This window comes from Pseudomonas sp. EA_65y_Pfl1_P113, from assembly GCF_963970525.1.
Taxonomy (GTDB): Bacteria; Pseudomonadota; Gammaproteobacteria; order Pseudomonadales; family Pseudomonadaceae; genus Aquipseudomonas; species Aquipseudomonas tritici.
Map to the genome: position 1 here is coordinate 1 of NZ_CAXAQM010000001.1, position 12,285 is coordinate 12,285.

At 53.5% G+C, this 12,285-nt stretch carries 9 protein-coding genes and 1 pseudogene; 6 read left to right on the top strand and 4 right to left on the bottom strand.

The window, feature by feature from the left end:
* A partial coding sequence (locus AACY52_RS00005; RefSeq protein WP_146186410.1) for an IS3 family transposase occupies nt 1-98 on the top strand: 98 nt, incomplete at its 5' end.
* Nucleotides 99-119: 21 nt separating this feature from the next.
* Here AACY52_RS00005 and AACY52_RS00010 read toward each other — a convergent pair.
* Nucleotides 120-1,130, bottom strand: a complete 1,011-nt coding sequence (locus AACY52_RS00010) for an IS5 family transposase (protein WP_339560147.1) — start codon at nt 1,128-1,130, stop codon at nt 120-122.
* A gap of 250 nt (nt 1,131-1,380) precedes the next feature.
* Complete coding sequence (locus AACY52_RS00015) at nt 1,381-2,289, bottom strand: site-specific integrase (RefSeq protein ID WP_339560148.1); 909 nt, start codon at nt 2,287-2,289, stop codon at nt 1,381-1,383.
* A 176-nt stretch (nt 2,290-2,465) separates the two neighbouring features.
* Here AACY52_RS00015 and AACY52_RS00020 point away from each other — a divergent pair, with 176 nt between their 5' ends.
* Nucleotides 2,466-3,467 (top strand): DNA-binding protein, encoded by a 1,002-nt coding sequence (locus AACY52_RS00020; RefSeq protein WP_339560202.1) that lies wholly within the window; start codon nt 2,466-2,468, stop codon nt 3,465-3,467.
* A 70-nt stretch (nt 3,468-3,537) separates the two neighbouring features.
* On the opposite strand, the gene AACY52_RS00025 is transcribed toward AACY52_RS00020, so the two are convergent.
* A complete protein-coding gene (locus AACY52_RS00025) occupies nt 3,538-4,446 on the bottom strand; it encodes a hypothetical protein (protein WP_339560149.1) in 909 nt (302 codons plus the stop codon).
* 652 nt (nt 4,447-5,098) lie between these two features.
* On the opposite strand from AACY52_RS00025, the gene AACY52_RS00030 reads away from it, so the two are divergent.
* The 4 genes from AACY52_RS00030 (at nt 5,099) to AACY52_RS00045 (ending at nt 11,250) form a co-directional block, all read left to right on the top strand.
* Entirely contained in the window at nt 5,099-5,728 is a 630-nt protein-coding gene (locus AACY52_RS00030) for a hypothetical protein (protein ID WP_339560150.1), read from the top strand.
* Entirely contained in the window at nt 5,715-7,586 is a 1,872-nt protein-coding gene (locus AACY52_RS00035; protein WP_339560151.1) for a hypothetical protein, read from the top strand. The genes AACY52_RS00030 and AACY52_RS00035 overlap by 14 nt, the downstream gene beginning before the upstream one ends.
* Nucleotides 7,587-7,799: 213 nt before the next feature.
* Nucleotides 7,800-8,756: an ATP-binding protein gene (locus AACY52_RS00040; RefSeq protein WP_339560152.1), complete on the top strand. Its 957-nt coding sequence runs from the start codon at nt 7,800-7,802 to the stop codon at nt 8,754-8,756.
* Nucleotides 8,749-11,250, top strand: a complete 2,502-nt coding sequence (locus AACY52_RS00045; RefSeq protein ID WP_339560153.1) for a TniQ family protein — start codon at nt 8,749-8,751, stop codon at nt 11,248-11,250. Before AACY52_RS00040 ends, AACY52_RS00045 begins: the two co-directional genes overlap by 8 nt.
* A 289-nt stretch (nt 11,251-11,539) precedes the next feature.
* Here AACY52_RS00045 and AACY52_RS00050 read toward each other — a convergent pair.
* Nucleotides 11,540-11,916: pseudogene (locus AACY52_RS00050) on the bottom strand (transposase); the annotation flags it as partial.
* Nucleotides 11,917-12,285 lie beyond the last annotated feature (369 nt).

Genomic DNA, 12,285 nt, shown 5'->3' on the forward strand with positions numbered 1-12,285 from the left:
TAGAGGACTACATACACTACTACAATCATTCGCGAATCAGGCTGAAGCTAAGTGGCCTGAGCCCTGTGGAATACAGGACTCAAGCACGGCGGGCATAGAAGGCGTCCAACATTTCGGGGTCAGATCAAATTTAAGTGCACACCATGTCTTGGCTTTGCGGGGCTGGGTAGATGACTTGGCCGGACGCATACCGCCATCCAAAGGTTCGACAGGGCGAACAGCGTCACCATCTGAGCAGTGTTTTTCACCAAGCCTCGGAAACGCACTTTCGTATAACCAAACTGACGCTTGATCACTCGAAATGGGTGCTCAACCTTGGCGCGAACCTGGGCCTTAGCTTTCTCGATCTTGCGCATCGCTTTGTACAGCGCGCTGCGTTTACCGTGTTTTTTGTAGGTACTGCGCCGGGCTGCAATCTGCCAGATGACGTGGCGTCCCGCATGCTCTTCGCGCTTCTCGACACCGGTATAGTCTGCATCGGCGCAGACCACGTTCTCAGCACCGTGTAGCAGTTTGTCGACTTGGGTTATGTCCGCGACGTTGGCCGCAGTGACCACCACGCTGTGCACCAGCCCTGACTCATCGTCGACACCAATGTGAGCTTTGGCACCGAAGTAATACTGGTTACCTTTCTTGGTTTGATGCATCTCAGGGTCGCGTTTGCCGTCCTTGTTCTTGGTCGAACTGGGCGCATGAATCAGCGTGGCATCGACGATGGTGCCTTGTCGCAGCGACAAGCCGCGGTCGCCCAGATAGCCATTGATCACGCCGAGAATACCAGCGGCCAACTCGTGCTTTTCCAGCAGGCGACGGAAGTTGAGGATGGTAGTTTCATCTGGGATCCGCTCCAGGCTCAGACCGGAAAACTGGCGCAAGATCGTCGTCTCGTACAGCGCTTCTTCCATCGCAGGATCGCTGTAACCGAACCAGTTCTGCATGAGATGAACCCGCAGCATCGCCATCAAAGGATAGGCCGGACGACCCCCTTCGCCCTTCGGGTAATGAGGTTCGATCAGGGCAATCAAACCCTTCCAGGGTACGACCCGATCCATCTCGATCAGGAACAATTCCTTGCGGGTCTGCTTGCGCTTACCGGCGTACTCGGCATCGGCGAAGGCCATTTGCTTCATTGAAAAGCTCGGCGATTGGTGTCCGGAGATTTTGCCAAATCAGGAAGTCTTTTTCAGGATTTCCTTAGTAGGCACTCAGAAAACAACTGCTTTGGTGAGCCAGCGTCTCGCATGATTTGGCATTAAATGCCGCACGTGCGGCTTGTTGATCCCAGCCTAACGTTATGAGCCAAAGACGAGTCGGCGGTATCCCGCTAACGCCCCGTAACCCAAGCACCTCGCTAATGGGCTTAGTGACGCGAGGCAAGCGTCATCTTGCTAAATCGCCAAAGGGCGCGCTGGTGTCTACATAGCGCAGTGCCGACTGCACATCCTTCCAGCCAACATAATCCATCAATGCCTTCGTACCCCACTCATTGCGGCTGGCCCAGGTTGCGAAACCGCGGCGTAATGAATGCCCGCTGAGGCTTGCACCGTCCACGCCATTGCGGGCAAACGCCATCCGCAACAAGCGCGACACACTGTTCGGATTCAAGCCTTCTAGAGCGACATGGCCCCAGCGGTCGATCGCGCGAAACACCGGCCCCTTCTGCAAGCCGCTGGCGTACAGCCAGGCTTCATAGGCCTGTACCGGACAGAGACGTTTCAGCGCCGGGACGCTGACCGTGCGCCCCTGGTTTTGGCGATCAGTCTTGCCACTGCTCAAAAAGATCTCCAGCCCCTTCCCCGTACGGACCTGGATGTCTTCGATACGCAGACGACATAAGTCATCGCTGCGAAAGGCTCGCCAGAACCCCAGCAGGATCAACGCCTGGTCGCGCAGTGCACGCAGCCGTTCGCCAGCGGCGGCAGAAGCGGTCTGTTCGGACAAACCGGCGAGACATTCCTCCAACGCCTCCAATTGCAGAGCATCGGCTTGCTGCACCATGCGCGGGTGCTCGGCCTGAATCCCGCGCAAGATATCGCGGACTTTGGACTCCTTGGTGGGGTCCTGAAAACCATGAAGTTTGTGCCACTGCGCCAGCGCCGCCAGATGCGTGCGCAAGGTACTGCTGGATAGCGACTCGGCGTGCTCGGCAAGGTATCGCACCAGACTTTCACTGGAAGCGGGCAGCAATCCGCCCCACTGGTCTTCGAAGTGCGCGACCGCCTGACGATAGCGCCGCAGCGTGCTCTCGCGCCGTGCTGCTTTGAGGTACCGCTCCGCCGGGGTTTTCATGCCATCTGTTCCTCGCATACCGCTAAAAACCAACCGTGCGCCGAAAAACTGCCTCACGTGTGGGAAATCAGGATTCTCGAACGTCAGTCCGTCGCCTCGAAAGCAATGGGACGCGCATTTGTACACTTGTAATTCCATACTCCATATACCACCACGAAATCGTAGGAGCGTTGGCCATGGCCCGCGGCGGAATCAACAAAGCGGTTGTGCGCATCGCCCGTGACGCCTTGCTCGCCCGAGGTGTTCATCCGAGCATTGACGCGGTGCGTGTGGAGTTGGGCAATACCGGGTCTAAAAGCACCATCCAGCGCTACCTCAAGGAGCTCGTCACCCCAGTCGCCCCGCCCGCCCCCACCACCCTCAGTGCCGAATTGGCTCACTATGTGGAAAGTGTAGCCGAGCGCGTGACCGAAGAAGCCCGTCTGCAGGTGGCTGAGGAACAGTCACAGGTCGACGAAGCGTGGCGCCGCCATGAACAGACGCAGGCCCAGCAGCGCGAACTGATCCATTCGTTGCACGAGCAAGGTCGCCTCCGCGACGGGCAACTCGACGATTACCATCGCCGCGAAGCGGCGCTGCAAAAACAGCTCGGCCTACAGCACGCCGCTTGTGACCAACTGAATCAGCAGCACAGCGACCTCCAGCAGTCACTGAATCAACACGCGGCCACCATCATCTCTCTGCAGGAGCGCAATGATCAGTTGAAGACCCAACTAGAACACTTCAGGCAGCAGCAACGCAGCCAGCGCGACCAGGATCTCGACCGCCACGACCAGCAAGTGCAGCACTTGAAATTGGAAAAACAGAGCCTGCAGAACACGTTGCTGCAAAAACAGGAGGAATTGGTCGGACTGTACCGGGACCAGGAGCGGCTGATGGCCGAGCGCCGACTCGAGACCAAGCAGGCCCATACCGACCGGCAGCAGTTTCGCCATGCTCAGTCGCAGTGGGAACAAGAGGCCGAGACCTATCGGCAACAGTTGAGCCAATGCGAGGAGAACCAAAATCGGTGGCAGGCAGAGCAAGCCCAACAACGCCTTGAACTAACGGAGCAGCGCAGTCGCCTGCGCTCAGCATTGCAACGGCAACGCAGCGATGCGCACGCCCTGCGGAAAGAGCAGCGACGCGCTCATGAATTGCAGGAACTGCTGGCAAAAAAAATCTCCACACCCGCTTGATCCTGGGAGCGAGGGAGGCCTCAATAAATTCCCCTCGCCACCCACTCCTCCGGCATAGGGCGTTCAGCTTCTAGTTCGCGCCTGTAATATCAAGACGAGGATCTAGTTCCCTCATCAACTGCCGGAGCAACCGTGGACAATGCGTTACGCCACGGGACAAACTCTTCAACAATTTTCGCACCAACGGTCGTCCCCCCAGGTAGATACACCACAGCATCGCCAGATCGGCTTTCGATGGGTGTTCACGCTGGGGCAGCCAACCGCGCTCTATCATGACGTCGCGTCCTTGCTCAAAACGGTAACGGCGCAACTCATACGAGGCCCGATTGGGAGACCAGTGAAATTGCAGGCGCTTAGTTCGTATGGACTGACGCGCACATAGCCACTCATTGATCAGCGACCACAGTTCGGCAAAGCAATCCTGCTGGGGGGGCGCGAGAGAGGCCAACGCCAAATAATTGCAAAAATGCTCATTCAGCCATCGCCGCTGCAAAGGATGACCGACGTCGGCTAAGAGCGCCAGAGGTACAGCCAACCGCGTCCAGTCAGGCACTCCTAAGGCCCATTTCATTCGCGCATTGACCCGCCCGCGGTAGGTAGACCCCTCCAGCGCCCGACAGCGCGGCTGGTGCGTTTCAATGAAACGTACCGCGACCATAGGGTCCTGGCTATCCCAGCCCAATACCGTCCACAGTTCGTTGTTCAGCACTTTTCCCAGTTCCGGACATCCGTGCAGCAGTCGCTGCAGGCACCCCGTTTTCAGTTGCACCCCATGATCGAGCAACGCATACCACTTGCGGTTCAAAGGTACCGCCCTGATCTGCTCCGCGTCCATGCCCGCATAAAAACCGGGGCGGTATAGAAGATCGCAAAAGCGCGCGTAATCACTGCGGTTATCAGCCCCGGACAGCCCGTACAGCGCGGCGCCCAGAAAACGCATGCGACAGCGATTGATGCTGGTACAAGAAAGTATCGTCATTGACCACCTCCGCCCCCGCACACCCCGTACAGAACTATAGCGTTCTTACATACCATTACTAGAACCTTCTAGGTCGGGCGCCCAACGCCTTGGGTTATGCGGAAATCGAGTTCCGCTAACGCATTGATTTGCCGACCCTATCCTCGACATCGATGGTCATTTGAACGGCTGATCTGCCGGATGCAGCGGTTATATGGGCTATTGCCCAGCAATGCCCAACTTGCTGTCTGCAGCCTATTGATTTTACGGCACTCTTTTTTCTGCGCACGCGCTGACCTGCGTTGTTCTGGGCACTGACAAGGCGTACATACCGGTTCACCTTAAAGGTCGATCTGGCCAACACTTCAGGCGGAATCGGAGGTCGGCCCAAACCTACCCAACACACCCGCCAACTGTCCCTGCTGTTCTCGGTACACGCATTACGTGGCAGTCGCCCCTCTACGAGCCTTTGTTCTCGCGGACGGCAAATCTGGAGAATAACTGTCGCGAGGGGTGGCTTGATCACCGACATGCTTCCTCCAGCAGTAGCACGTCGGCGTGGCGTGCCCCAAACGGCTCACTACCGCCTTCAGTACCGCAGCACGGAGTGATCTGGTTCGCTCCGTCCATCCACTGTCAACCGAGCGATATCATCATGCAGAGATCAGCGTCCTTGCCTATCGAAAGGGTCGTACGACAAACCCTCACCAAAGGCCGACCGGGCAGCCGGGTTACCTTTTTCCCGTCTCAAAAGCGCGGCGAACCCGTAGCCTGCGGTAATTTGCTGCAAGCAGACTTCTGTGTTCACTTGGAATACAGCCAGATCGTCCAGACGTACGAGTGCCGTCCACCGGCCTTGCGTTTTGCGGAAATCGATTTTAAAGCCGATTTTCTGCTGAAGTTGCACGACGGCTCGCAGGTCTATCACCGATTCCTGTTGCCTGATGATCAGGTGTACGGGCGCTCTCCTGGTCTGAGAAGGGCAATAGAAAATCAGTTAGCAACCTGTGATGCCAGCGTTCAGTGGCTAACGCCAGTGGAGATCCCACAACGACTAGTGACCTCCAATCTGCGTTACCTCTACCACCACAGTTTCGGAAGCACCCGACTGGCTGCGCTGAAGATTTACCGCCATGTTATGAGCCTTGCTGATCATCGCGCGACCGTTGGGTCTCTGCTTGCCAGAGGTATGACTGCGCAAGACATAAGCCGAGCTATCTTCTCGCACACCCTACGGATCGACTTAGAGAGGATGCTGACTTCCCAGACCGTGGTGCAGGGAGGGCATGATGGACATTTGTAAGTTCGCAGTCGGCGAGCACTATCGCTATCGGGGACAGACATTCCAGATAGTCGACGTGGCGGATGATGTCGTGCAACTGCGCGCATTGGAAGGTCAGAAGATCGTTATTCGTCAGACGGTTCGAACACTGGCTCAAGCCATGAAACGTGGAGACTTGATCAAAAAACAGGAGGCGCTGATCGATCCGCAGAAAATCCTGGCCGGCTTGCCCAGCACCTACACCGCTGCGTTTGATCGTAAGTGGCACTATGTTCAGGGTCTGATGGACCGCTTTTACGGGTGCATGCCAAAAAGCGGGTCGTGCCAAGCAATAAGCGAATTGGCCAAACAGATCAACGACGTCAGCCAACCCAGCTTCAGCACCGCCCGCGGTTGGATGCGGGTTTTCCGCAGATCGGGCTTTAGTGCCATCGCCTTAGTCCCGACCAAACGAAAAAAGATCAAACACCGCCTTCTGCAGCAGCCACACGAATTTCAACAGATCATCACGCAACTGGTTTCCACGCTCTACATGCAAAAAGAACCTGCCTGCAAGACGGAGGTGATCGATGCCATTCGCCTGGAGTTGCAAGCCTTTAACGACAGCAGGCCTGAACCTGATCAGTTGAAGATCCCCTCAGAATCGACGCTCAACCGGATCCTGCGCGAACAGGATGCCTACAACCGAGCCGTCGCGCAGAAGGGTCAAAAATATGCCCAGAAACATCAGGGATGGACGCGCAAGCGGCCTCGGTCGGCACGGCTGTACGAGTTGGTAGAAGCGGATACTCAGGAAATGCATGTGATGGTGGTGGACGATGACGGTCAAGTCGTCGGTCGACCCTATCTCACGGTTTTTCTCGAGGTGAGTAGCCGCATGCCGACGGCCTGGACGATCGGTTTTAATCCCCCCTCGTTAGACACCACCTTGAAAGCGCTCAAACTGTCGATTTCGTCCGAGAACGCTTATGGGGGCGTTGCTGAACGCTATGTGTTCGACAGCGGTAGCGAATTTGTTGGAAAGAATCTGCAACGCACCATCGCAATGATGGGGGGTGAGATCTGTTACTGCGAGCCCGGTACCGGTAATCAAAAACCCCACGTGGAAGCATTCTTCGGTACCTGGTCAAAGGAGATTGCCCATGTGATGCCCGGTACGACCTTCTCCAGCATCGCGGCACGCGGCGCCTACAACTCCGAAAAACACGCGGCGCTGAGACTCCCGGACGTGCTGGACATCTTCGGCCGCTGGGTAAAGGACGTGTACTGCGAACGTATTCACAGCAGCCTCAATACCTCGCCGCGGCTGGCGTGGGAGGCAGGCCAGCAAGCAATGTTCCCACCCAAACGGCACTCGACCTCGGAACTGCACCAACACTTTCTTCGGGCTTTCAAAGCTTCTCCACAACAGGGACGGCTTCGTCACAACTCACTGTTCTGGACAGGCCCCGCAGTGGCCTACCTGGCGAACCGCGAGCCGAAAGTCGAAAAGCTGCTGGTCTATTACGACCCCAGCGATCTGGGAACAGCCTGGGCGTCTCACCCAGATTACCCTGAGGAAGTCTTGGAGCTGCAAGCAGTGGATCCTGACTACCAGAGCGGTTTGACGATGCACATGCACCAGTTGACCCTTAAGCGCCTGCGCGAGCAGCGTAAGCGCTTCGATTCAAATATAGCGCGTCGAGCACGGACCGAGATTCTTCGCGACCTGGCCAAACTCAAGACGCCGGCGCAACGTCGCAAGCATCAGCAAAGCGCTGAAAAGGGTTCCCTATCGATCAGGAAGGAGCGCAAGGCAGTTGCGTCCTTGGTCAACCCGCGCAAACCGGACAAATATCACTTTCATGACGATGCCCCTGATGACGATGTAGACGTTTAGGTCTGAACATAGGAGGCCACACCTGATTGTTTTTAGTAGACGGTAGGGCCAGTGGGCCTAAGCGAAGTTGTTAGGTCAACGCGACCTAGGCACCTAAGCCTAGTGCGCCAAAGCTAGCGGTCGCGTGCTCGAACTGGACTGCCACACCGCCCTGGTTTTGCACAAAATTGAGCGGGTTTGGTGTCCCTCAGCCAAGTGTGAAGAGGCCACTCTATGAATCCCCACGTACAAGCCACACTGGATAGGTTTAAACACAGAGTCATTTTCTTTGGCAGTTACAAACGCGCTTTTTCGCAGATAGAAAACGCGATTGAAAACACACGGGCACTTGGTGAACCGACGTGTGCAATTCTCTGCGGCCCGAGCGGAGCGGGAAAATCCACGTTGTGTCGATATTTCGAAAAATTTCACAGTAGCGACCCTGTGATTCGTCGGGAGGACGGCGTCTACATCCAGCTCCCGGTCTTCTACTGTGAAGTTCCCTCCCCTACAACCGTGAGAGGCCTGACTAGCCGCATGTTGTCACTGCTGATTGACGAAATACCTAATGGAACCGTCGAGAGGCTGACTCACCGATTGATAACTTGCCTCAAGACGGCGGGTGTCAAAGTGATTTTTCTCGATGAAATTCAATTGCTCTGCGTCCATACCGTGAGCGAGAAGATCCGATTAGATTCACTGCAGTGGATCGTCTCTATGCTGAATACATCCGGAATTCCAATAATTCTATCGGGCACCGAGCTTTGTCGCGACATCAGGAAAAACCACGAACCGTTTGCCGTGCGTTACCCTTACTTTGCCGAACTTTCGGACTTCGAATACGGATGCGTTAATAATGCCGACTATATGGTCATCTTAAAAAAGCTCGACCTGGCCATGTACGAGATTGCCGAATTGGGCGGCGGACTTCACCTAAACGATCCAGCCATTGCGGCTGCACTCTACGTGGGCACCTGCGGCAATTTAAAAAGAATGCGACTTATCATAAGCGACGCGCTTAAATACTGCCTGCAAAGAGGAGACCCGCGCGAATTAAAAACAGAAGATTTTTGCCGAGCGTGTGAGGTAATCGACTTGCCTAAATGTTTGGCATCGACAAATCCCTTCGAGCTAAATTACATCGATGCAATGGAACTGATATCAATCTTCCAGGCGACTAGCCATGAGTAAATTAATTTTCATTCCCGTGCCTCTGCCAGAGGAAAGCCCAACCAGCGTTCTAAAACGTATGGCAGAACGACACGGCTGCACAACGCGAGCTGAACTATGCCATCTGGGTGGGGGTACCTCGCACGAAGGTGCTCTGCTTTACTCCGATAACGACACCATTCAACGCATTGCGGATCTCATACCTGAATTCGGGGATAGGAAAAATTTCCTAAGCTGTTTTTATACGACTCGAGCCAACTTTAGAGGGCCACCGACCAAGAACGTATTAGGCATTGAGTTAGAATCATTGATGCTTTGCAGCAAGGGGCCTCAATTTTGCTCGGCGTGCTGGCAAGAAGGATGTGAACGATTCTTCAAAGATCTCAAATTATCAATTTATTGCCCCTACCACGCCAGAAAATACCTAAGCCACTGTCCCGTTTGCGGTCATAGTCTAGCGTCACTCAAAGTATTATCTGGCAGTTGCCACTGTGTAACACTGCCTGAGTCGGAACATTGCGAGGCCAGGACGATGGTGATTGAGATTAAGTTGCTGGCCCTGTTCAGATCGAAAAACTCACATGACTTAGAAAAATTCCAGAGATATCTGCTGCTGCTGGGATACCGTAGTAAAGACAGCAGCACTTGTTTCGCGACCAGAGCAGTGGTGCTGATGGCCTTGGCCCTCGTTGCCGGCGACGAAGAAGGCATTCTGCGACAATTGACCGTGCTCAATCAAATATACCCGGGCGTACCCAAACGTATCATTTGCGCTAAATTGGCTGCGATCCCTACACATGAAACCTCCCGCTGCATAAGGCAGTTCCTGCGCACGGACCACGTGACGTCAGTTGATTATGAGAAAGATGGAGGCACCCACCTCTCGACCATCTTTTCCCTGTCAAGAGCGCAAATCGAGGAGTGGCAGTCGATAAGGGTCATCGAAGCTCGTATGCTGCGTCGGTATAAGGATCTAGCTCCCCGACATGGTTGCTACGATTGGCAGATTGCAGCCAAGATCGCAGAGGTACTCCTAGACGTACGATTGAAACGTCTCTTGGGGCGACAGTCTCCCCCCGTCGATCATTCGATTAAACAAGTGCAACAAATTTTAGTACTAAGCGTCGCGGCGATAAGACGTGCAGTGTTGAACGGCCTGCTATCACCCATCATAGGGCTTCGTGGACAATGGTATTTTAGGCAGACGGATATAGAGAAATTTTCGAAAAAATACACCTCGATCCAATTGCTCTCCATCCAATCGGGTTATACAACCAAAAAAATACGTAAAACACTTAAGCGTTTCAGGATCAATGACGACGAACTCATAGGCCCAGCAATAAACTTACCCATCATCAGTCTTCAACAAAAAGACGCCGTCTTAGGCTGGCTCAACCGAACGTCCATGATCAGATACCACAAGGTGCAACATCATCACCAACTCCCCCACCTGACGGGCAGTGAGGTCGGAATATGGCATTCGTCGGTTCAGGCTGCTATGCAAATGCATGTGCACCCATGCGTTGTCAAAGAGCTGATCGGAAGAGGTTTGCTTTCGTGTAGTTTCCGTCTCAAAAAGGGGAATGGTTACGCTGTAAGCCAAGCCAGCATTGACGACTTCGAGGAAACCTATATAAATGTGGGCGAAGCAAGAGCCCTTCTACAATGTAACTATACATCCACGACGCGCATATTGGGTGAACTCAATATCTTTCCGATGGAGGCAAATGGGTCAGATGGGGTTTATTCCACGTACTTTTTAAGATCTGAAGTAATTGCGATTGCGGGTTGCCTCAAATCTTCTTTCATTGACGAAAATCTTTATTCAGTTGACGAAGCACACAGGATACTGAAAATATCTAGAAACTCGATAAAGACCTTAGTCAATCAGGGGTTACTGCAAAAATCCGACGTGAAAAATATTCGTCATAAATTTATTACCAAACAAAGCGCTAATGAATTTTTAAAGAATTTCGTAACCGCTGATACTCTTGCTAAATGGTTGAATTTACCCAGCACCTGCTTGCGTCAGCAACTGAAAAAAATGGCGATTTCACCAATCGTAGGTGGTTTGAAACACGACCATAAACTTGACATCTTTCGTCGGACTGACATATCGCGGGCTTTCCCCGAGTTCCAAAACGTCGACTTAGAACTTCCATCCAAGCTGGAATATTTAGTCGCTATCACCAGCTTGACGACGAAATACGAACTATCAACTAAAAGCTTCACAGATATTTTCATTCGCTCCGGATACCTAACCCCCTGGGGCTCGGCAAGAGATAAAAAACATGTAACTAGGAGCGACGCAATAAAAGTATCCAAAATACTTGATAAATTTTTGACTTACCCTCAGGCAGATGTGTATTTGGGCCACAAGTCTAGGAGCCACTATCTGGTACTAAAAAGCAGGCTAACCTATGAGTGTCCAATGCGGCCACTTTCGCAAATCCGTATGATCAAGCGCAGTGACCTAGCGCAACATTTACTCGGCAAAGACTACGCAAGTCGATAAAAAAACTTTCGACTCCACGCGCCCACGCGGACCTCGCTCCACCCACCAACAATTGCACCGCGTTCATAAGCGTTGCTGACTTCTGGAGAGTATAAATTTCATTTTTTGGTAGCCGAGATAGCAGCGCTTTAAACCATGCAGGTAACAATACTCCTTAAGCTGAGAAATTATTCCTCAAATAAAAAAAGACCCGGCCGAATCCGGGCCCCGACAAACATTTATCCAAGCACGTTATTGAGCGCCTGCTGACGCTGAACTCCCGCGTCTTAGGCAGACCAAACAGCGTCGCTTTGCCGCTACGCAACGACCCAGCAAAGAACCAGTTTGACCGCCCATGTGTCCACGGATGAATCAAGTTCTCGATCTGGTTGTTGCCGATGGGCATAGCACCATCTTCTAAGTAGCGCGTCCGTGCTACACGGCGTTTCCAATCTAAGACCTGCCCGTGGCCGAACCCTCGGGCACAAGTTTACGCTGAGCCAATATCCACTCATGCAGCTATTCAGCGATGGACACCGCCGTTTTCTGGCGTAATCGTGAACGGTCTTCGTCGCCCATTTCCATGGTGTGTCTTTCGACATCGTGCAGCCCGCCAATCGAGTGAAGCGACTGCTCCGCAAACTGGCTTTTCAGCTCGCTTTGATCACGTTGAGCTGCCGAGGAACAAGTCGCTAAAAAATCTACTGATCGTGAAGTATCAGTTACAAAAGTCAGTAGGTTTTGACATCGGATATATAGGTCATCATGATAAACACTAGTAAATCAACACCCCTTGCGCTGAGACAGCGTGACAAGTGGGGTAAGCCAAGCAGCATCAAGGAGCCCTGACTTGTTCAGGGCTTTTTTATGTGCGTTGATTCGCCATTGCTTGAAGCACATCGCGCTAACCACCTCGCCGAGAGGGTTCGGATCGTACGAGCAATGCTGTAGCCTTGCATCCCAATTGCCATCAGTGTTGCACCGATAAAGTGATAGGTAGCCTTCATCGACGGGCTCTACAAAAGTCCAAAGATTGGCACGGGAGTAATCTCCCGC